At 68.0% G+C, this 19,257-nt stretch carries 19 protein-coding genes; 8 read left to right on the top strand and 11 right to left on the bottom strand.

Annotated features, from left to right (window positions below):
- Nucleotides 1-160: 160 nt before the first annotated feature.
- Nucleotides 161-832 carry an extensin family protein gene (locus H7F49_RS14415; RefSeq protein WP_185684278.1) on the bottom strand — a complete coding sequence of 224 codons (672 nt, stop codon included), beginning with the start codon at nucleotides 830-832 and terminating at the stop codon, nucleotides 161-163.
- 223 nt (nucleotides 833-1,055) lie between these two features.
- Between H7F49_RS14415 and H7F49_RS14420 the strand changes: the two genes are divergently transcribed.
- The 4 genes from H7F49_RS14420 to H7F49_RS14435 all read left to right on the top strand — a co-directional run bounded on the left by H7F49_RS14420 (nucleotide 1,056) and on the right by H7F49_RS14435 (nucleotide 6,419).
- Complete coding sequence (locus tag H7F49_RS14420; protein WP_185684279.1) at nucleotides 1,056-2,183, top strand: phosphoserine transaminase; 1,128 nt, start codon at nucleotides 1,056-1,058, stop codon at nucleotides 2,181-2,183.
- A 166-nt stretch (nucleotides 2,184-2,349) separates the two neighbouring features.
- The gene (gene serA / locus H7F49_RS14425; RefSeq protein WP_185684280.1) at nucleotides 2,350-3,936 is read left to right on the top strand and encodes a phosphoglycerate dehydrogenase; all 1,587 of its coding nucleotides are present in this window, start codon (nucleotides 2,350-2,352) and stop codon (nucleotides 3,934-3,936) included.
- A 448-nt stretch (nucleotides 3,937-4,384) separates the two neighbouring features.
- Entirely contained in the window at nucleotides 4,385-5,008 is a 624-nt protein-coding gene (locus H7F49_RS14430; protein ID WP_185684281.1) for a response regulator transcription factor, read from the top strand.
- Between the two features lie 289 nt (nucleotides 5,009-5,297).
- The gene (locus H7F49_RS14435) at nucleotides 5,298-6,419 is read left to right on the top strand and encodes an ATP phosphoribosyltransferase regulatory subunit (protein WP_185684282.1); all 1,122 of its coding nucleotides are present in this window, start codon (nucleotides 5,298-5,300) and stop codon (nucleotides 6,417-6,419) included.
- A 22-nt stretch (nucleotides 6,420-6,441) separates the two neighbouring features.
- Here the strand turns inward: H7F49_RS14435 and H7F49_RS14440 are convergent, their stop codons facing one another.
- The gene (locus H7F49_RS14440; protein ID WP_407940316.1) at nucleotides 6,442-7,305 is read right to left on the bottom strand and encodes an alpha/beta hydrolase; all 864 of its coding nucleotides are present in this window, start codon (nucleotides 7,303-7,305) and stop codon (nucleotides 6,442-6,444) included.
- Nucleotides 7,306-7,638: 333 nt separating this feature from the next.
- Between H7F49_RS14440 and H7F49_RS14445 the strand changes: the two genes are divergently transcribed.
- A complete protein-coding gene (locus H7F49_RS14445; RefSeq protein WP_185684284.1) occupies nucleotides 7,639-8,928 on the top strand; it encodes an adenylosuccinate synthase in 1,290 nt (429 codons plus the stop codon).
- 92 nt (nucleotides 8,929-9,020) lie between these two features.
- Nucleotides 9,021-9,992, top strand: a complete 972-nt coding sequence (locus H7F49_RS14450) for a helix-turn-helix domain-containing protein (RefSeq protein WP_185684285.1) — start codon at nucleotides 9,021-9,023, stop codon at nucleotides 9,990-9,992.
- 58 nt (nucleotides 9,993-10,050) lie between these two features.
- On the opposite strand, the gene H7F49_RS14455 is transcribed toward H7F49_RS14450, so the two are convergent.
- From H7F49_RS14455 to H7F49_RS14475, 5 genes are all read right to left on the bottom strand, one after another.
- Entirely contained in the window at nucleotides 10,051-10,539 is a 489-nt protein-coding gene (locus tag H7F49_RS14455; protein ID WP_185684286.1) for a hypothetical protein, read from the bottom strand.
- Nucleotides 10,536-10,835, bottom strand: a complete 300-nt coding sequence (locus tag H7F49_RS14460; RefSeq protein ID WP_185684287.1) for a M23 family metallopeptidase — start codon at nucleotides 10,833-10,835, stop codon at nucleotides 10,536-10,538. Before H7F49_RS14460 ends, H7F49_RS14455 begins: the two co-directional genes overlap by 4 nt.
- Before the next feature lie 538 nt (nucleotides 10,836-11,373).
- The gene (locus H7F49_RS14465; RefSeq protein ID WP_185684288.1) at nucleotides 11,374-12,102 is read right to left on the bottom strand and encodes a cytochrome b/b6 domain-containing protein; all 729 of its coding nucleotides are present in this window, start codon (nucleotides 12,100-12,102) and stop codon (nucleotides 11,374-11,376) included.
- Nucleotides 12,103-12,111: 9 nt separating this feature from the next.
- Nucleotides 12,112-12,561: a c-type cytochrome gene (locus H7F49_RS14470; RefSeq protein ID WP_185684289.1), complete on the bottom strand. Its 450-nt coding sequence runs from the start codon at nucleotides 12,559-12,561 to the stop codon at nucleotides 12,112-12,114.
- Nucleotides 12,562-12,672: 111 nt separating this feature from the next.
- A complete protein-coding gene (locus H7F49_RS14475) occupies nucleotides 12,673-13,122 on the bottom strand; it encodes a CopG family ribbon-helix-helix protein (protein ID WP_185684290.1) in 450 nt (149 codons plus the stop codon).
- 233 nt (nucleotides 13,123-13,355) lie between these two features.
- On the opposite strand from H7F49_RS14475, the gene H7F49_RS14480 reads away from it, so the two are divergent.
- Nucleotides 13,356-14,135, top strand: coding sequence for a TorF family putative porin (locus H7F49_RS14480; RefSeq protein ID WP_185684291.1), 780 nt, complete (start codon nucleotides 13,356-13,358; stop codon nucleotides 14,133-14,135).
- A 118-nt stretch (nucleotides 14,136-14,253) separates the two neighbouring features.
- Here H7F49_RS14480 and H7F49_RS14485 read toward each other — a convergent pair whose 3' ends face one another.
- The 3 genes from H7F49_RS14485 to H7F49_RS14495 all read right to left on the bottom strand — a co-directional run bounded on the left by H7F49_RS14485 (nucleotide 14,254) and on the right by H7F49_RS14495 (nucleotide 16,883).
- On the bottom strand, nucleotides 14,254-15,567 hold the full coding sequence (locus H7F49_RS14485; protein ID WP_185684292.1) for an MFS transporter: 1,314 nt from the start codon (nucleotides 15,565-15,567) through the stop codon (nucleotides 14,254-14,256).
- Between the two features lie 110 nt (nucleotides 15,568-15,677).
- Nucleotides 15,678-16,202, bottom strand: a complete 525-nt coding sequence (locus tag H7F49_RS14490) for an Mpo1 family 2-hydroxy fatty acid dioxygenase (RefSeq protein WP_185684293.1) — start codon at nucleotides 16,200-16,202, stop codon at nucleotides 15,678-15,680.
- Nucleotides 16,203-16,319: 117 nt separating this feature from the next.
- A complete protein-coding gene (locus H7F49_RS14495; protein WP_185684294.1) occupies nucleotides 16,320-16,883 on the bottom strand; it encodes a YqgE/AlgH family protein in 564 nt (187 codons plus the stop codon).
- Nucleotides 16,884-17,058: 175 nt separating this feature from the next.
- Between H7F49_RS14495 and H7F49_RS14500 the strand changes: the two genes are divergently transcribed.
- Nucleotides 17,059-18,687, top strand: coding sequence for an alpha-D-glucose phosphate-specific phosphoglucomutase (locus H7F49_RS14500; protein ID WP_185684314.1), 1,629 nt, complete (start codon nucleotides 17,059-17,061; stop codon nucleotides 18,685-18,687).
- Nucleotides 18,688-18,770: 83 nt separating this feature from the next.
- Here H7F49_RS14500 and H7F49_RS14505 read toward each other — a convergent pair whose 3' ends face one another.
- Complete coding sequence (locus H7F49_RS14505; RefSeq protein WP_185684295.1) at nucleotides 18,771-19,121, bottom strand: TonB family protein; 351 nt, start codon at nucleotides 19,119-19,121, stop codon at nucleotides 18,771-18,773.
- Nucleotides 19,122-19,257: the final 136 nt, after the last annotated feature.

Here is a 19,257-nt window from a genome sequence, read left to right on the forward strand (position 1 = left end):
CGGGCCCAAGCTCCCCAGCGGTCTAGGCAACCTAGGTGACAGCGGGCTCACGAACGGAGCGGGTTGGGGCGCTAGCGCCCCAACCCGCAAACCCATCATGCACCAAATTCAAGATACAAGGTGGCAGGCGCCGAAGGCGGCTGACGGAGGGGGTAGTCCTCTACCGGCAGAACGCCTTCCCGCTCAGCTCGAGATGCAGGTGGTCGCGGTGCGCGGCGTTGTAGGCCGGTCCCAGCACCGTACCGAAGCGCTTGCACGCGCTGGCGTGGACGGTCTGGAGGAAGGCGCGGGCCTGGTTGTCGCCGCCGGTCCAGTCGCGCAGCACCGAGATGCGCCGCCCGTCGGCCAGCACGAAGGCCGCGACGTCGATCGCCTCGGCCCGGGCATGGGCGCTCATGCGGTCGGTCCCGGCGACCGTGCGGCAGTTGTAGCTGCCCATGGTCTCGATCCGGACCAGCGGGCTGCCCAGGATCTGCCGCGCCGCGCGATCGACACCATAGCGGGCCCAGGCGGCGAAGGACGAGGCCAGCGGGCAGGCGACCGGGCCGAGGTTGCTGACCGACAGCGGGGCGCTGTCCCCCGCCAGGGCGGACAGGCGAACGGCATTGAGCGCCGAGCAGCCCGCCCCATAGTACTGGTCGGGCAGGGGGGTGAAGTTGGCGCTCGACCGGCCCAGATTGGCGAGGCAGGCCCGGGCTTCCGGGTGGGCGGCATAGACCAGCGGGGTGCGCCGGGGTGCCGCCTTCTGCCGCGCCTCGGGCACGGCTCCGCAGGCGGCCAGCAGGGAGAGGGGCAGCAGGGTGAGGGGGAGCAGGGCCGCACCGCTTCGCATGGTCGCCTTATCGCGCAGGGATCCGGGCCCTGGCAAGATCAGGGCAACACCCTAAGGCGCCGCCTCCACCCCGAGGCCATGGTGATCCCGGGTGGGGCCAGGAGTTCCCTAATAAGAAAATACCCTTATCCGATCCTGGTTGACTTCCCGCCGTTCGCCACTAGAGCGGCCGACGGGCCACGCGGTCCCAACGCCGCGCGAGCTCTCTGCAAGGAGAGTCTACATGACTGCACAACTGCCGGCGCGCAAACCCGCGCGTCCGTTCTTTTCTTCCGGTCCCTGCGCCAAGCCGCCCGGATATGCCCCCGACAAACTGGCTACCGAATCGCTCGGCCGCTCGCATCGCGCCAAGATCGGCAAGACGCGCCTGCAGTACTGCATCGACCTGATGCGCGAAGTGCTCCAGTTGCCCGACACCCACCGCATCGGCATTGTCCCGGGTTCCGATACCGGCGCCTTCGAAATGGCGATGTGGACCATGCTGGGCGCGCGCCCGGTCACCACGCTGGCCTGGGAGAGCTTCGGTGAGGGCTGGGTCACCGACGCGGCCAAGCAGCTCAAGCTCGATCCCACGATCCTGCGCGCCGACTATGGCCAGATCCCTGATCTTTCCGCCGTCGACTGGTCGCACGATGTGCTGTTCACCTGGAACGGCACGACCTCGGGCGTGCGCGTGCCCTCCGCCGATTTCATCCCGGCCGACCGTGAGGGCCTGTCCTTCGCCGACGCGACCAGCGCGGTTTTCGCTTACGATATCGACTGGTCGAAGATCGATGTCGCCACCTTCTCGTGGCAGAAGGTCCTGGGCGGCGAGGGTGGCCACGGCGTGCTGATCCTGGGCCCTCGCGCGGTCGAGCGGCTGGAAAGCTACACTCCGGCCTGGCCGCTGCCCAAGGTGTTCCGCCTGGTCAGCAAGGGCAAGCTCGCCGAAGGCGTGTTCAAGGGCGAGACGATCAACACCCCGTCGATGCTGGCGGTGGAGGACGCGATCTTCGCGCTCGAATGGGCCAAGGGGCTGGGCGGGCTGGAAGGCCTCAAGGCGCGCAGCGACGCCAATGCCGCCGCGCTCGACACCATCGTGGCCGAGCGTTCGTGGCTCTCGCACCTTTGCGCCGATCCGGCGATCCGGTCGAAGACCTCGGTCTGCCTCTCGGTCGAGGGTGCCGATGCCGATTTCATCAAGACCTTTGCGGGCCTGCTGGAAAAGCAGGGCGCGGCTTATGATGTTGCCGGCTATCGCGACGCCCCGCCGGGCCTGCGGATCTGGTGCGGTGCCACGGTGAACGCCGAGGATATCGAAGCACTCGGCCCCTGGCTCGACTGGGCCTACGCCACCGCCAAGGCGGGCTGATTCACAGCGCGGTGATCCGGCGCAGGCCATTCACCGCACCCTCCTCCATCGTCATCCCGGACTTGATCCGGGATCCATCTCTTCCCATGCGGCTCCGTTTTCGAAGGCGCGATGGATCCCGGATCAAGTCCGGGGTGACGCTCTCTCGATTGGATTGGATAGACCCATGACCAAGCCCAAAGTCCTCATTTCCGACAAGATGGACCCCAACGCCGCGCGCATCTTCACCGAGATGGGCTGCGACGTTGATGTGATCACCGGCGAAACCCCCGAGCAGTTGATCGCCCGCATCGGCGAATACGAAGGCCTCGCCATCCGGTCCTCGACCAAGGTGACCAAGGCGATCCTCGATGCCGCCACCAACCTGAAGGTGATCGGCCGCGCCGGGATCGGCGTGGACAATGTCGACATCCCCTATGCCAGCTCGAAGGGCGTGGTGGTGATGAACACCCCGTTCGGCAACTCGATCACCACGGCCGAACATGCCATTGCCATGATGTTCGCGCTGGCCCGCCAGATCCCCGAAGCCAACGCCCAGACCCAGGCGGGCCTGTGGCCGAAGAACGGCTTCATGGGGGTTGAGGTCACCGGCAAGACGCTCGGCCTGATCGGCGCGGGCAACATCGGTTCGATCGTCGCCGCGCGCGCCCAGGGGCTGCGGATGAAGGTGGTGGCCTACGATCCGTTCCTCACCCCCGAACGCGCGATCGAGATGGGGGTCGAGAAAGCCGACCTCGATACCCTGCTGGGCAAGGCGGATTTCATCACCCTGCACACCCCGCTGACCAACGAGACCCGCAACATCCTGAGCCGCGAGAACCTGGCGCGGACCAAGAAGGGCGTGCGGATTGTCAATTGCGCGCGCGGCGGCCTGATCGACGAGGCGGCGCTGAAGGATGCGCTCGACAGCGGGCACGTGGCAGGTGCGGCGCTCGACGTGTTCGAGACCGAGCCGGCCAAGGAATCGCCGCTGTTCGGCACCCCGAACTTCATCTGCACCCCGCACCTGGGCGCCAGCACGACCGAGGCCCAGGTCAACGTGGCGCTGCAGGTGGCCGAACAGATGGCCGATTACCTGGTCAACGGCGGCGTCACCAATGCGCTCAACATGCCCTCGCTCTCGGCCGAGGAAGCGCCGAAGCTCAAGCCCTACATGGCGCTGGCCGAAAAGCTCGGCTCGCTGGTCGGCCAGCTGACCACCGGAGCGATCCCGCGCATCTCGATCCACACCGAAGGCGCCGCGGCCGAGCTCAACTCCAAGCCGATCATCGCCGCCGTGCTCGCCGGGTTCCTGCGGACCCAGTCGGACACGGTCAACATGGTCAACGCGCCGTTCCTGGCCAAGGAGCGCGGGATCGAGGTGCGTGACGTCAAGACCGAGAAGGAGGGCGATTACCACACGCTCATCCGCGTCTCGGTCAAGACCGCCGACGGCGAGCGGTCGGTTGCGGGCACGCTGTTCTCCAACGCCGAACCGCGCCTGGTCGAGCTGTTCGGGATCAAGGTCGAAGCCGAGCTGACCGGCGACATGGTCTATGTCGTCAACGAGGACGCGCCCGGCTTCATCGGCCGGATCGGCACCCTGCTGGGTGAAAATGCCATCAACATCGGCACCTTCAACCTCGGCCGCCGCTCGGCCGGGGGCGAGGCGGTCCTGCTGCTCTCGGTCGACAGCCCGGTTCCGGCCGAGATGGTCGATCAGGCGCGCAACCTGCCAGGGGTCAAGCGGGTCAAGGCGCTGAAGTTCAGCTAAGTCCCACGGCCGTCCGATGTCGCGGGCGCGGGGCCTCGGCTCCGCGCCCGCTGGCGTTCCGCGGGGACGCGGCGCGGTCATCCCCGGCAGATCGTTGCAATCGGGCGATATCCACCAGCCATTCGGGTGCAAACGACGGACACCGCCCGGCCGATTCGAATCGGTGTTGCCTTACGCCAAAGTGGACCCTCCACCGGTCCGTGTCAGCTTTGCCCTGGACCGGGCGCGATCATCTTTGGGGCCTTGGCGTCCGGCGCAAAACACCGCAAATTCAGATGTGTACCGCGAGGGAGCCGGGACATCAGGGCAAATCCGCATTTATCAGGATGTTTCCCTAGTTGGCTCTACGGATTTTCGTATTTCCTTTACGCGATCCTGCTTAGGTCTGGAGGCCGGTTTTGGCGATCCGGCGTAACCATTTGGGCAGAATGGGGGGTACGCGTACATCATGGCGGGAATTTCGAAGCTTGTCCTTGTCGATACCGACTATCGTCGTCGGGCCGCGGTGTCGCACGACCTGGCCGGATCGGACATCCACGTGGAGCCCTTTGACGGGGCCGATGACCTGATCGCCCATTGGCCGAGTGCGGGGGTCCTGCTGATCCACGACAACGGCACGGCGCTGAACCAGGTCGTGGCCTTCATGGCGCGCACCGGCAACTGGCTGCCGTGCATCTGCTATGCCGAGCAGCCCGACCCGCGCCGCGTCGCGCTGACCGTGCTGGCCGGCGCGATCGACTATCTGCCCTGGCCGCTTGCCCAGGCCGAACTGCGCCATGCGCTCGACGAGGCGGCCGAGCGTGCCCGCCTGATGAGCAGCAGCAAGCTGCGCGAGGCGGTGGCCCGCAGTCGGCTCGACCGGCTGACCCGGCGCGAGCGCGAGGTGCTGGAGGCCGTGGCCAGCGGCCTGTCGAACCGCAAGATTGGCGAGGTGCTGGCGATCAGCCCGCGGACCGTGGAAATTCACCGCGCCAACATGCTGTCCAAGCTGGGCGCGAACCACACCGCCGAGGCGATCCGCATCGCGATCGAGGCCTCTCTGCCTGCCAGCTCCGATACCATTGCGGCCTGACCAGGGCCGTCGCTGGTCCGGTCCGGCTCTTGGTAGCTCTCCCCAGTGAGGATGGCGGGAGCACTCGGCAGGAACCGTAGCGAGGCCACTGTCGCAAGCCCCAGTCGGTAAAGCCGTAACACTCCCGCTCCCCACTAGGGAGAACTACTAGGGGGTATCTACGGAGAGTATGGTTACTTTCGCGTTAACGCGCGACTGCCTCGCGATCCGCCGTGCCCACGGTTCGCCGGCCATCCCCGCTGCAAAGGGGCTTCCCACCTTGATCGCCCGCGCGTAAGGCCGCCGCGTCATGACCCAGACCGATCGCGACCTCCTGCCCGAGGGCCTGGAAGACCGTCTTCCCGCCACGGCCGCCGTTGCCGCGCGGGTGACCCGCGCCGTGCTCGATGCGATGGATGGCCATGGCTACAGCCGGGTCCAGACCCCGACCATCGAGTTCGAACGGTCGATGGCCAGCCGGATGGCCGGGGTGCAGCCGCGCCGCATGTTCCGCTTCGTCGATCCCGCCAGCCTGCGCATGATGGCGATCCGCTCCGACATCACCGTGCAGGTCGGGCGCATCGCCGCGACGGGCCTCGCCGCCGCCCCGCGCCCGCTGCGCCTGGCCTATGCCGGGCAGGTCCTCACCATCAAGGGCGACGGGCTCGATCCGGCGCGGGAACGGTTGCAGCTCGGCGCCGAGTTGATCGGTGCGGATAGCCTGGCCGCCGCGGCCGAGATCGTCGCGCTGGCGATCGAGGCGGTCCAGGCGGCCGGGGCGACCGGAGTGTCGGTCGACTTCACCCTGCCCGATCTGGTCGATGCCCTGGCTGCGGAGGCGCTGCCGCTGGCGCCCGAGGTGATCGAGGCGGTCCGGCGCGAGCTGGACGCCAAGGATGCCGGCGGCCTGGTCGCGGCCGGCGGCGCGGCCTACCTTCCCCTGCTCGAGGCGATCGGTCCGTTCGAATCGGCGATCGAGCGTCTGGCCGCCTTCGACAAGGGCGGCGTGCTCACCGGCCGCATCGCCGCGCTCCGGGCCGTTGCCGCGCGGGTCGGCACGGCCGCGCGCATCACGCTTGACCCGTCCGAGCGGCACGGATTCGAATATCAGTCATGGTTCGGCTTCACGCTCTACGCCGACGGGCTGCGTGGTGCGCTGGGGCGCGGCGGCACCTACACGATCCTGGGCCAGGGCGGCGCGGCGGAGCCCGCCACCGGGTTCTCGCTCTATCCCGATCCGCTCATCGACGCGATCGCCGCCTCCGAGCCTGCGCGCGATCTGCTGTTCCTGCCTCTGGGGCACGATACCGAGATCGCCGGCCGCCTGCGCGCGATCGGTTGGCGCACCGTGGCCGCCCTGGATGCGGAAGATGATCCCCGCCGCCTCGGTTGTACGCACCGGCTGGACGGGCAGGAGGCGGTACGGCTGTAGGCCCGGTGCCGGGCCTGGGCGATCACCCGCCGAACATCTGCTTCAACCAGGCATCGGTCACCGGAGTCGCGGCATAGTCCGGGTCGCCCATGCGGCGGTTGATCTCGGCATGGCCCGAGAGGCCGGTGCCGGGAAAGTCCTTGCGTTCCACCCGGGTGCCGGCCTGCCGCAGCGCGGCCTCCAGCGCCTTGTTCTGGGCCACGCCATCCTCGCGCTGGACATGGACCAGCAGGAACGCCGGGGCATTCGGCGCCGCGGCCTGCAGCGTGGGCGAGAGGGCGCGTTGGCGGGCCGGGTCCGATCCGAAGGCCTCAAGATAGGTGTCGTGCATGAAGCGCCCGCCCTCGGCGATCTGGCGGGGCACGTCATAAGCAGCGCCGTCAATCGGGACCACGCCCGTCACGGCGCGGAACGACAGTCCGGCACCGCGCAGGTACTGTTCGTCGGTGCCGACCAGCGCGACCAGGTGGGCCCCGGCGCTGTGGCCCATCAGCACCACGCGGCTGCGATCGATCCCGAGCGGTCCGGCACGGTCCAGCAGGGCCTTCAGCGCGGCGGCGACATCGGCGCCCTGCTGCTCGACCGTGGCGCCGGGCACCAGGCGGTAGTTGATCGAGGCATAGGCATAGCCCGCGGCTGGGTAGTGAACCTGCTTCCACCCGCCCGCGGCATTGTCCTTGCTGCCGCGCTTCCACCCGCCGCCATGGACGAAAACGATCAGCGGAGCTGGGGCCTTGGCGGCACCTGCCGGGCGCTGGGCGGGCCAGAAATCGAGCACCTGCAGCGGATCCGGTCCATAGGTGAGGCTTTGCGGCCGGGCGGCCGGGGGTGCCGTGTTGGCATCGTTCCCGGCCAATCGGCGTTCGGCGATGCGCGCGCGCAGCATCTCGCGCAGCGATCCCTCGCGCGCTTCGGCCCAGGTGGAGCCCAGGCCGACGCCGACCACGGCGAGCCCGGCCAGCATGGAAATGGCGACCTTCCTCATCTCTGTCCTCCCATCCAGAGCCAGCATGATCGGCCGGATCGGCTTAACCGGCGGTGAAAGGCCGGTTCAGCCAACGAAAAGCCGGGCCGGGCGCCTTGACTTGCGGGGCCCAGTGACCCTAGGGCCCGCACCGCACAGCGGGGCCAAGACCGGCCCCACCGGACCATCCGTTTCGCCGAGTCCTGTCGAAGGGCGTCACCGGATCCACCTCTGGCAGGGTGGGGGAGTATAGCCATGGCCAATGTCACCGTGATCGGCGCCCAGTGGGGCGATGAGGGCAAGGGCAAGATCGTCGACTGGCTGGCCAGCCGCGCCGATGCCGTGGTGCGCTTCCAGGGCGGCCACAACGCAGGCCACACCCTGGTGGTCGGGGATCAGACCTACAAGCTCTCGCTGCTGCCCTCGGGCATCGTCACCGGCACGCTGTCGATCGTCGGCAATGGCGTGGTGCTCGATCCCTGGCACCTCAAGGCCGAGATCGAGAAGCTGGAGGGGCAGGGGGTGGAAATCACCACCGAGAACTTCGCGATCGCCGACAACTGCCCGCTGATCCTGCCGCTGCACCGCGATCTGGACGGCCTGCGCGAAACCGCCGCAGGGGCGGGGAAGATCGGAACCACCGGCCGGGGCATCGGCCCGGCCTATGAGGACAAGGTCGGCCGCCGCGCGATCCGCGTCTGCGACCTGGCCCATCTCGACGCGCTGGATGCCCAGCTCGACCGGCTCTGCGCGCACCATGACGCGCTGCGCGCCGGCTTCGGCCAGCCCCCGGTCGATCGCGCCGCCCTGCTGGCCGAACTGCGCGAGATCGCGCCCTTCGTGCTCCAGTACGCCCAGCCGGTATGGAAGCGCCTGAAAAAGGTGCGCAAGGCCGGGGCGCGGATCCTGTTCGAGGGCGCGCAGGGTGTGCTGCTCGATGTCGATCACGGCACCTATCCCTTCGTCACCTCGTCCAACACCGTGTCGGGCACGGCCGCGTCGGGCTCCGGGCTGGGCCCCAATGCCACCGGCTTCGTCCTGGGCATCGTCAAGGCCTATACCACCCGCGTCGGATCGGGGCCGTTTCCGACCGAGCTCGAGGACGAAACGGGGCAGCGTCTGGGCGAACGTGGGCACGAATTCGGCACGGTCACCGGGCGCAAGCGGCGCTGCGGCTGGTTCGATGCCGTGCTGGTCCGCCAGTCCTGCGCGATTTCCGGGGTGACCGGGATCGCGCTGACCAAGCTCGACGTGCTCGACGGGTTCGAGACCGTGAAGATCTGCACCGGCTATCGCCTGCGCGGCAAGATCCTGGACTATTTCCCCAGCCACGCCGCCGACCAGGCCGCGGTCGAGCCGATCTACGAAGAGATGGAAGGCTGGAGCGGCACCACCGCCGGGGCCCGGTCGTGGGCCGACCTCCCCGCCCAGGCGATCAAGTATATCCAGCGCGTGCAGGAACTGATCGAGACTCCGGTGGCGCTGGTTTCGACCAGCCCCGAACGCGAGGACACGATCCTCGTGCGCGACCCGTTCGACGACTGATCCAATCCGGTCCGAAGCGACGGCTTCGGGCTTGACCTGCCCCGTGCTTTGCGCGAGTCCCGTTTTGGGACGCGTTTAGCTCGGGGAAACCGATGTCCGCTCCCGAACCGCCGTCCTCCGCTTACCAGACCGATCCGGCCAGCGCCGTCTCTCTGGCGGTGTTCATCGGTCGCCCGCATCTGCGCGATCAGGTCTGCGAGGACGCGGTGCTGGCGGGCTATCGCGTGACCGAGGTCGGTACGCCGGACAGCTTCGCGGGTCAGGACCGCCCCAGCGCCGCCGCCGTGGTCCTGATCGACGTTCCGGCGCCCAGCACGGCCGTGCTCGCCGCGCTGGCCCGGCAGGATATGGCGGCGCGCGAACGGGGCTGCCAGTTGATCGTGGCGACCAGCCTGGACGCGCTGGAAGCCGTGTTCGATTGTCTGGACCAGTCCCAGCCCCAATTGCTGGTCGATCCCGGCCCGGCCGACCTGGCCCTGGCCCTCGGTCGTGCCCTGGCCCTGTCCGGCCGCGATCGCCTGCGCGATCTGGCCACCGGCGATCGGCAACTGCTGCTGCGTCTGGTGGAGCAGGTCAGCCTGATCGCGGCCCGGCTCGAACGGCTGGAGCAGGATCGTGAGCATGGCCGCGCCGATCGGTTCGAGGCGCCCGCGCTGGCCTTTCGCGGCGCGGACGAGCCGCTGGTGCTCGGCACGGCGCGCTCCCGGCGCGAACGCCTGCCCGATCCGCGCCAGGTGCGCCGCATCCTGCGCCAGCGCCAGCAGCGCGCCGCCTTCCTGGGGGCCGACCTGTTCGCCGATCCGGCGTGGGACATGCTGCTCGATCTCACCGCCGCCCGGGGCGAGGGCAAGCGCGTCTCGGTCACCTCGCTGTGCATCGCGGCGGGCGTTCCCGCCACCACCGCGCTGCGCTGGATCGCGCAGATGACCGAGGTCGGCCTGTTTGTCCGGATCCAGGACCAGACCGACCGCCGCCGCGCGATCATCGACCTGTCCGACAAGGCTGCCGCCGGCATGGCCGCCTATTTCGCCGCGATCGCCACGGAGGGCGGGCTGGTGGTGTGAGGCGGGCGGGAGAACCCGCAAATCCATGCGAAGCGCGGCTCCGATACTGCCGGACCCCTCAGTCGTAGATGCGACTGCCCTTCTTCACCTCTTTGGCGGGCTGGCACGTTTCCCCGGGGACGGGCTTGCCCAACTTCACTGCCCGGGCCAACGCGACACGCGCAAGCTTTTCCAGTTTTGCTATGCTGGTGAGCTTGTTCGCTTCAGATGTGTAAATCTCTTTTGATTCACAATTGGAGACATTCCAAGTATTATCTGTGATTTTTCGCACGCGTACATACCGAATTGTGTCGTAAATGTCTGGAGTTGACTGATCCAATTCGGCGATGACAATAGCTTCGTCATTTTCGGGTGTTGGATATATGACTGGATTTTTGAAGTTTATTTCCCAGAGAATGGCGATGTATTCGCCTCGCGAGCCAACTACAGTGACGATGTCGTAATCCTCACCTTCATCCACCCAAAAGCGCAACGCAGGCGGTGTCGCATGAAGCGGGCCGCAGGCCGCAATCAGCGCTGCCAACGTCAGCCATGACGTTCTCCTCATTGGTGAACGCCCGTGACAATCCAGTGGGTCGGGTCACTCCGTCGATAGCCCCGCCGCAAGGTTGATGAACCCGGAGGGGCCACTTCGAAGTGCAGATGGGTTCCCGTGTGTTGCGCATTGCCGGTATTGCCCATCGTTCCGATCGACTGATCGGCCCGAACCGCGCTGCCGTTCGGGACGATGATGGTATGCAGATGACCATAGCCGTAGTCGCCTGCGTGTCCGGCAAATTCTACGACTCCATCCGCCGCCGCTCTGACCGGATCTCCCAGAGTCCCCGGCAAATCGATCCCCATGTGGGCGCGCCCACGCCGCGTTCGGCGGTCGATCCGATACCGCCCCTCGCGGCTGAACCGTCCGTCGGCATAGGTCTGGCCGTTCGGTCCACGCGCCCCCCTCACCGTCGGAGCGCCGTTGCCTGCGACCGGCCAGACGCGCTGGCGTCCTTCGGATCCGCGCGGAGCCATCACCACGATTTCCGGCCCGTCATACCCCGCTGGGTCCGCCGGGGTGGCCGGCCCGCGCGGCTTGGCGGCACCTTCCGGTCCAGTGGCGCTGCCCTGGCCATAGAACCGCCCGCTGTTTGCCTAGGTGAAACGACCGTCGGCTGGATCGTGCCAAGGGTTGAACTTGAATTCGGGGCTCGTGTCCCCGTTGCCCAGTCGGCCTGTGCGCAGCCAGTAAGCGAACTCCCGCCGCTGCCGCAATGTCTGGAAGGATGCTTGTGCCATCGTCCCTGGCCCTCCGTAGTGGGCCGGAACATCTGAGCAAAACAGTCCTACATGTCAAGACGTGTATCTATCACGAATACACTTCGTTCAGTTTATGATCCGTTTACATGTAGTCGGCGGGGGGCGGTTCCTGGCTGGCCTTGAGCTCGGCGGCGGAGCGCGGGGCGCCCAGCGCGATCCATCCGGCCAGTGCGGCCGCCAGGGCGGCGCAGAGCGCGGCGCGCCACCAGGGGGCGATGGTCGGCGCGGTCACCGGCACGGCATAGCTCCGGCGGCCGGTGATCATCGGCGCGATCAGGTTGTCGCGCTTGATCACGCGGTAATAGGCGATCGCCGCCAGATGCAGCGCAACGAAGGCGAGGATCAGGTTGAAGCCCAGCTCGTGCAGCTCGCGCGCCAGCTCGGCGGTGTCGTAAGAGACAAGGTGGTTGAGCGGGCCGGATTCAACCCCGTCGGTATCCTGGGTGACCAGCCCCAGCGCCACCTGCCCGCCAAGCAGGCCGAGCAGGGCGATCACGCTCCACCCGCCCAGCGGATTGTGGCCCACCACCGGGGCATGGTGCGGATCACGCAGGCCGCGCAGGTATTGGCGCACGCTCGCCGGGCCCTTGATGAACCCGGCAAAGCGTGCGGTCGAGCTGCCGACCAGGCCCCACAGCAGGCGGAACACCAGCAAGGCCAGCGCGATCAGGCCGAGCGTCTTGTGGAGGCCGATCGCCCCGTTCTCCGCGCTCGCCCAGAGCGCGACCAGCAGGACCACGAAGCTCCAGTGGACCAGCCGCACGGGCAGGTCCCACAGGCGCACGGCGGGAAGCGGGGCCGGATCGGTCATCGCGAAGGATCAGGCGCGCGGCTTGCGGAAGCTCTCGTGGCAGTTCTTGCACGATCCGCCGACCGCACCGAAGGCACCCTGCACCGCGGTCATGTCGCCGGTCGCGGTGGCAGCCTGAAAGGCCTTGGTGGCATCGACCAGGCGCTTGTTGGCGGCGGCGAAGTCGGCCGGCTTCTGCCAGATCGCCGGCAGGGCCTCGCTCTTGGGATTGCCTTCCACGCCCGTGCCCTTGGGGAACATGCCCGCCACCTTGGGCGCGGCGGCGGCCAGCACTGCGGCGTTGGCGCGGATGACCGCGATATCGGGGTTGCCCGACTTGAACTGGTCAGCGGTGCCCTTCATCGCCCGGCCCATCGCTTCGAAGTTGTCGTGGCGGGCCTTGTAGATGTTCGGGCCGGCCGCGAAGGCGACGGCGGGAACCAGCAGGGCGGCTATCAGGGCGGTGTGGGCAAGCTTCACGGCATTCCTCCGATGGACGGGATGGCGACGGTCTGTTTCGCCGAAGCCCGCGGCGCGGTCAATGCACGCCTTGTCGCAGCTTGTAGCAGCGCCCGAGGGGGCAGGGCCAGCTCAGGCCGGTTCGGCGGGGTGTGTCGCCCCCGCGGTGACCAGGCGGCACTGTTCAAGGCCGCGGATCTTGCGAAAATCGTCGCATAGCGCGTGGAGGCGCTGCGCTGGCCCCTTCACCACCAGGACCTCCAGCGATCGATCATCGCCCAGGAACACGTGCTGGCTTGAGATGATCTCCGCCATCGCGTCCTGCTGGGTCTGGGCCAGGGCATGCCGGACCCGCCCGGAATCGGTCCGATAGATCAGGGTGATCGTCCCCGCCAGCTCGGTTTCCGGGCGTTCCCGCGCCGAGTGGGCGGCGAGCTCGGCCCGGATCAGCTCCGCGATCATGGCCGACCGGTTCGCCACCGCGCGTTCGGCCACCATCGCATCGAGCTGCCTGAACAGCCGGGCGGGAAGGCTGATGCTGAGCCGGACCAGCGAAGGACCCGAATCGGATGGTGCGGCCATGGCGCGACGAAGCCTTCCTGCGGAGGAGTGTTATGACGAAATTTCAACGTAATATTTGTGCAGTGCAGCGCCGGAAAATTGGGCATCCCGCCGCGCCCTGCCCGAATTTTAGGCACTCCGCCGCGAACGCCTGTACGTATTATGGCGAAATCCCAATCGCCCAGGGTCTGGCACGGTGCTTGCTATGGGGATGAGGCCAGTATGGCACGTCCAAATTCCTGAGGGGGAATTTCATGCACCACACCATCAAGGCGGCCTTGGCCGCGACCGTTCTCTCCGCGACTCTTACGGCTGTCCCGGCCTTCGCCGACGAGGCTTCGCCCGTCACCATCACCGGCAGCGCCACGCTGACCAGCGAGTATCGCCTGCGCGGCATCTCGCAGACCGACCGCGATCTGGCGGTCCAGGCCGGGATCACGGTGTCCCACGCTTCGGGCTTCTACATCGGCACTTGGGGATCGAACCTGTCGGGTGCTGGCACCTTCGGCGGTGACAACATGGAGCTGGACCTGCTGGCCGGCTACACCAAGGCCGTGGGCGGGGTGACGGTTGACGGCGGCCTGATCTACTATGTCTATCCCGGCGCCAACATTCCCGGCACCAGCTTCGACTACTACGAGCTCTATGGCTCGGTGTCGGGCAAGGTCGGCCCCGCCAATGCCAAGGTCGGAGCCTTCTGGGCGCCCAGCCAGAAGGACATCGCGGTGGCACCCAAGGCCAAGGGCCACAACATCTGGGTCTACACCGACTGGGGCCTGCCGGTGTCGGGCACGCCGGTGACGGTCAAGGCGCACCTTGGCTATTCCAGCGGCGACAGCGGCTACACCAAGGGCCTCGACGTCATCGACTACGGGGTCGGCGCCGATTTCGCCTACAAGAACCTGACGCTCAACCTGTCGTACATCGGCACCGATGTCAGCAAGGCGAACAGCCTGCGGTGGGGCAATGGCCGCGCCACCGGGCACGACATCACCAAGGGCGGGCTCGTCGCCACGCTGTCGGCGGCGTTCTGATCCGTCGTCGGGCCGCCCCCTTTCCCCGCCCGGGGCGAGGGGGCGGTCCGGTTCGACCCGCACCGGCCAGTCGCCGCAAACTTTCGCCGCACCCTGCCGCCGCAACCTGTCGTCGCGGTCAGTCTTCGGCGATCATGCTGGCCTCGCGGGTCTCGCGCATGGTCAGGTAAGTCACCAGGCTGACCGCGCACATGGCGGTGACATAGGCATAGAAGCCCTGTTCCCACCCGGCCTGCTTGAAGCGCAACGCCACGTACTCCGCTGTGCCGCCGAACAGGGTGTTGGCCAGGGCGTAGGGGAGCGCCACCCCCAGGGTACGGACATGGGCCGGGAACAGCTCGGCCTTCACCACGGCGTTGATCGCGGTGTAGCCGGTCACGATCACCAGGGCCGTCATCACCAGCAGCCCGGCCACCAGCGGGTCCCGGGTCTGGGCCAGGGTGGAGAAGATCGGCCAGGTGCCGAGCGTGCCCGCCAGGCCGAAGCCGATCATCAACGGTCGCCGGCCGATCCGGTCGGACAGGGCGCCGGCCAGCGGCTGGAGCAGCATGAAGCCCAGCAGGGTGACCGCATTGATCATGCTGGCGGTCTCGCGACTGAAGCCGCTGGTGTTGACCAGGAACTTCTGCATGTAGATCGAATAGGCATAGAAGGCGAGCGTGCCGCCCGCGGTCAGGGCGATCACCAGCAGCGCCTCGCGCGGGTGCTCGCGCAGCAGCAGCAGCAGTCCGGATCGCGGTGTCCCCGCCCGCCGGGCCTCGGCATAGCTGGCGGTCTCGGCCAGTCCGCGCCGGATGCGGAACACCACCAGGGCCAGCAGCGCCCCGATCGCGAAGGGGATGCGCCAGCCCCAGTCATCGAGCTGCGCCTCGCTCAGCAGACCCTGCAGGACGATCAGCAGCAGGATGGCGAGCAGTTGTCCCGAGATCAGCGTGACGTACTGGAACGAGGACCAGAACCCGCGGCTCTCGCGCCCGGCCATCTCCGACAGGTACGTGGCGCTGGCGCCATACTCCCCACCCACCGACAGGCCCTGAAGCAGCCGTGCCAGCAGCAGCAGCAGCGGCGCGCCCAGCCCGATGGCGGCGTAATCCGGGGTAACCGCGATGATCAGCGATCCGGTGCACATCAGCGTGACCGACAGGGTCAGCCCGGCCTTGCGCCCGTGGCGATCAGCATAAACGCCCATGATCCAGGCCCCGATCGGGCGCATCAGGAAGCCCACGGCGAAAACCGCCGCGGCGCCCAGCAACTGGGCGGTGCGGTCCTCAGCCGGGAAGAAGTGCGGGGCGAAGTACAGGGTGAAGGCGGCGTAGACGTACCAGTCGAACCATTCGACCATGTTGCCGATCGATCCGCCGACGATCGAGCGCAGGCGGGCGGCATGGCCCGGGGCGTTCGCGGCAGGGGGCAGGGAAGCGGCGTCGACCATGCGGCAAGATGTCCCGTCCGGAGTGAACGGCCCCAGCCTAGCCGGTTCCCGGGCCGAGTGCATGGAGCATTTTGCGCATGGCGGCGCGCGGGAACGGCAGGTGCGGGGGGTTATCCGGCTGCGCCAAGCCCCGCCCCGCGCCGGGCGGCATCGGCATCCATTGCCGCCTTCACCTCCAGCCGCAGCCCCAGCTTGAAGGCCACCTCGGCCGCGACGAACAGCGGGCCGATGACCAGGCCGGTCAGGTCATCGACGAAGGCCGGCTTGCGCCCCTCGTAATGGTGGCCCAGGAACTGGATCGCCCAGCCCAGCACGAACAGGGCAAGGCCCAGCCCCAGCCAGGCTGCCGTCGGCAGCGCGGCCAGCGCCAGTCCGGCCCAGGCGTTGAGCGCAAGCAGCGCGGTCATCACCGCGCCGAAGCGCAGATCAAGCCGCAGGTAGAACAGCCCGGTGAGGAGCGAGATCAGCATGGCCGGGGTCAGGACCAGACTCTCGCCCAGCGCAAGCGCGGGCCGCGAGGTGAGGATACCGACGGCGAAGACGATCATCGGAATGCCGACCAGATGGGTCGCGATATTGCGGTGATCGCGGTGATAGTCGCCATAGACCGACAGGCGGGACACGAACGCGGACATGCAGCCTCTCCCCTTGCTGACATGGATGTTCATAGCGCAGGCGAGGGGGCTTCGCCAAGGGGCCGTGCCATGGCTGCCGTCAGGCCGGAGATCACGCCAGGTGCCGGGGCGAGATGATCAGGCTCGGCCGGTCTCGCTGGCCAGCAGGGCCGAATCGATCCCCTCGGCCCGCCACGCGGCCTTCCACCGCTGGTCGGGGGCGGGATCGAACAGCACCTCGCCATGGCCGCTCGCGGCGTGCCAGCCGTGATGGCGCAGCTCGCCCTCCAGTTGACCCTGGCCCCAGCCGGTGTAGCCCAGCGCGAACAGCCACTTGCTGGGCCCCCGTCCCTCGGCGATGGCGCGCAGGACGTCGGTGGAGAAGGACAGCGCCCACAGCTTGCCGACGTGGATCGTGCCATGCCCGCCCCAGTCGGTCGAATGCAGCACGAAACCGCGCTGCGGTTCCACCGGGCCGCCGACATGGACCGGCACGTCCGGTGCCTCGCCCGGCGGAACGCCTGCCTCTTCCAGCACTGCGCGGAAACGCAGGCTTTCGTGCTGGCGGCTGACGTCGATCCCCAGCGCGCCCTTCTCGTCGTGCACGCACATGGCGATCACCGCATGGACGAAACGCGGATCGAACATGCCGGGCAGGGCCAGCAGGATGCGTCCGGAAAGGTACTGTGGGGCCGGGCTCATGCCGCCAGACTAGGCGATCCCGCGGCGGAGCGGAACAGCAATCCGCCTCGGCCGGTCCGGCGGCCCCGATACGAATTCTCCGTTGCGTCCGGCCACGCGGTGGCGCAGCAAGGCGGCGCGGCGTGGCGCCATGACATGGCAGCGGCCCGCCTTTGCCGATCGCAAGGGGATGTGCGTGATCCAGGACGTTTCGACCAAGCCGTTCGCCGACCAGAAGCCCGGCACCTCCGGGCTGCGGAAGAAGGTCCGCGTGTTCCAGCAGCCGAACTATGCCGAAAACTTCATCCAGGCGGTGTTCGACGTGGTCACCGGCAAGGAAGGGGCCACGCTGGTGATCGGGGGCGACGGCCGTTTCCTCAACCGCGAGGTGATCCAGGTCGCGATCCGCATGGCGGCGGCCAACGGCTTCGCGCGGGTCCTGGTCGGGCAGGGCGGCATCCTCTCCACCCCCGCGGCCAGCCACGTGATCCGCCGCTATGGCGCGCTCGGCGGGCTGGTACTGTCGGCCAGCCACAATCCCGGCGGCCCGGAAGAGGACTTCGGGATCAAGTACAACATCGCCAACGGCGGTCCGGCACCCGAGGCGGTGACCGAGGCGATCCACGCCCGCACCCTGTCGATCGAAAACTATCGCACCTTCGCGGCACCCGATGTCGACATCGATTCCCCGGGCCTCCGCCAGGTCGGTCCGCTGACGGTCGAGGTGATCGATCCGGTCGCCGACTATGCCGCGCTGATGGAAACCCTGTTCGATTTTTCGGCGATCCGCGCCCTGTTCGCCGGGGGCTTCCGCATGCGCTTCGACGCGATGAGCGCCGTGACCGGACCCTATGCCCACGAGATCCTCGAGCGCCGGCTCGGGGCTCCCGCCGGGACGGTGGTGAACGGCACCCCGCTGCCGGATTTCGGGCATCACCATCCCGATCCCAATCTGGTCCACGCCCGCGACCTCTACGATCTGATGATGGGCCCCGACGCGCCCGATTTCGGCGCCGCGTCGGACGGCGATGGCGATCGCAACCTGATCATCGGCCGCAACCAGTATGTCACGCCGTCGGATTCGCTGGCGGTGCTGGCCGCCAATGCCCATCTGGCGCCCGGCTATGCCCGGGGCCTGGCCGGCATCGCCCGATCGATGCCGACCAGTGCCGCGGCCGATCGGGTCGCCGCCGCCCTCGGCGTGCCGTTGTTCGAGACGCCGACCGGATGGAAGTTCTTCGGCAACCTGCTGGACGCCGGCATGGCCACGATCTGCGGCGAGGAAAGCGCCGGCACCGGATCGGACCATGTGCGCGAGAAGGACGGGCTGTGGGCCGTGCTGCTGTGGCTCAACATCCTGGCCGTGCGCCGCCAGCCGGTGGCGCAGATCCTGGCCGAACACTGGGCCCGCTTTGGCCGGAACTATTACGCCCGGCACGATTACGAGGCGATCCCGACCGATCGTGCCGACGCGCTGATGGCCGCGCTGCGCTCCAGCCTGCCCACCTTGCCCGGACTCGACACCCCGGCCGGCCCGGTCGCCAGTGCGGACGATTTCGCCTACACCGATCCCACCGACGCATCGGTCAGCGCACGCCAGGGTGTGAGGATCGGGTTCGTCGATGGCTCGCGCATCGTGTTCCGGCTGTCGGGAACCGGGACGGAAGGGGCGACGCTGCGCGTCTATCTGGAGCGCTACGTGGCGGCCGATGGCGATCTCTCGCTCGAGACCGCGGTGGCGCTGGCGCCGCTGGTCGCTGCTGCCGAGGCGCTGGCCGGGATCGCCGGGCACACGGGGATGGATCGACCCAGCGTCATCACCTGAACGCGGGCCCTGTCGCCAAGCAAAAGGGGCCGGTCCTGCGACCAGCCCCTTGGCGATACTCTGTGCGTGATGGCGTGCGAAGCTTACATCAGCTTCCAGGTGATCGGCACGGTCAGCGCGGCCGGGCCACCCGGCGGCGGCGGCACCGAGCCGACGCGCGCGGGCAGGGCCAGGGCTTCGCGGTCGAGCGTGCTCGAGCCCGAGGGCGCGACCAGTTCGGTGCGCTCGATCGCGCCGCTGGCGGCCACAAAGATCTTCACCTTCACAGTGCCTTCCTCGCCCCGCATCTGGGCGGTGCGGGGATAGGTCTGCTTCGACGCGATGACCCGGGCAACCTGGCGCTGCCAGTCGGCCGACTGGGCGAACGCCGGGGTGGCGACCGCGGCAGAGGCGGCCAGGGCAAGGACAGCAGTGCGCAGGGACTTCGTGAACATGGGCTTCACCTTCCTGCGTTCGTTGGGGCTGGTTCTAGGGGGCGGCAGTTGATTTCGATTTTAGAACTATGGTGTTCCGAAACCGTCATTTTCTCTCGTAATTGCGCGTAGTTGGAACGGAACGGGGCAGGATCGG

The sequence above is a fragment of the Novosphingobium aerophilum genome, assembly GCF_014230305.1.
Classification (GTDB): Bacteria; Pseudomonadota; Alphaproteobacteria; order Sphingomonadales; family Sphingomonadaceae; genus Novosphingobium; species Novosphingobium aerophilum.

What these genes read in the sequence shown, in the direction of transcription:
- H7F49_RS14505 (WP_185684295.1), bottom strand. Translation starts at nt 19,121, where the DNA reads ATGTTCACGAAGTCCCTGCGCACTGCTGTCCTTGCCCTGGCCGCCTCT.
- H7F49_RS14445 (WP_185684284.1), top strand. Translation starts at nt 7,639, where the DNA reads ATGGCCAATGTCACCGTGATCGGCGCCCAGTGGGGCGATGAGGGCAAG.
- H7F49_RS14490 (WP_185684293.1), bottom strand. Translation starts at nt 16,202, where the DNA reads ATGTCCGCGTTCGTGTCCCGCCTGTCGGTCTATGGCGACTATCACCGC.
- H7F49_RS14420 (WP_185684279.1), top strand. Translation starts at nt 1,056, where the DNA reads ATGACTGCACAACTGCCGGCGCGCAAACCCGCGCGTCCGTTCTTTTCT.
- serA (WP_185684280.1), top strand. Translation starts at nt 2,350, where the DNA reads ATGACCAAGCCCAAAGTCCTCATTTCCGACAAGATGGACCCCAACGCC.
- H7F49_RS14460 (WP_185684287.1), bottom strand. Translation starts at nt 10,835, where the DNA reads ATGGGGATCGATTTGCCGGGGACTCTGGGAGATCCGGTCAGAGCGGCG.
- H7F49_RS14450 (WP_185684285.1), top strand. Translation starts at nt 9,021, where the DNA reads ATGTCCGCTCCCGAACCGCCGTCCTCCGCTTACCAGACCGATCCGGCC.
- H7F49_RS14485 (WP_185684292.1), bottom strand. Translation starts at nt 15,567, where the DNA reads ATGGTCGACGCCGCTTCCCTGCCCCCTGCCGCGAACGCCCCGGGCCAT.
- H7F49_RS14465 (WP_185684288.1), bottom strand. Translation starts at nt 12,102, where the DNA reads ATGACCGATCCGGCCCCGCTTCCCGCCGTGCGCCTGTGGGACCTGCCC.
- H7F49_RS14495 (WP_185684294.1), bottom strand. Translation starts at nt 16,883, where the DNA reads ATGAGCCCGGCCCCACAGTACCTTTCCGGACGCATCCTGCTGGCCCTG.
- H7F49_RS14415 (WP_185684278.1), bottom strand. Translation starts at nt 832, where the DNA reads ATGCGAAGCGGTGCGGCCCTGCTCCCCCTCACCCTGCTGCCCCTCTCC.
- H7F49_RS14430 (WP_185684281.1), top strand. Translation starts at nt 4,385, where the DNA reads ATGGCGGGAATTTCGAAGCTTGTCCTTGTCGATACCGACTATCGTCGT.
- H7F49_RS14480 (WP_185684291.1), top strand. Translation starts at nt 13,356, where the DNA reads ATGCACCACACCATCAAGGCGGCCTTGGCCGCGACCGTTCTCTCCGCG.
- H7F49_RS14440 (WP_407940316.1), bottom strand. Translation starts at nt 7,305, where the DNA reads ATGCTGCGCGCGCGCATCGCCGAACGCCGATTGGCCGGGAACGATGCC.
- H7F49_RS14435 (WP_185684282.1), top strand. Translation starts at nt 5,298, where the DNA reads ATGACCCAGACCGATCGCGACCTCCTGCCCGAGGGCCTGGAAGACCGT.
- H7F49_RS14475 (WP_185684290.1), bottom strand. Translation starts at nt 13,122, where the DNA reads ATGGCCGCACCATCCGATTCGGGTCCTTCGCTGGTCCGGCTCAGCATC.
- H7F49_RS14455 (WP_185684286.1), bottom strand. Translation starts at nt 10,539, where the DNA reads ATGAGGAGAACGTCATGGCTGACGTTGGCAGCGCTGATTGCGGCCTGC.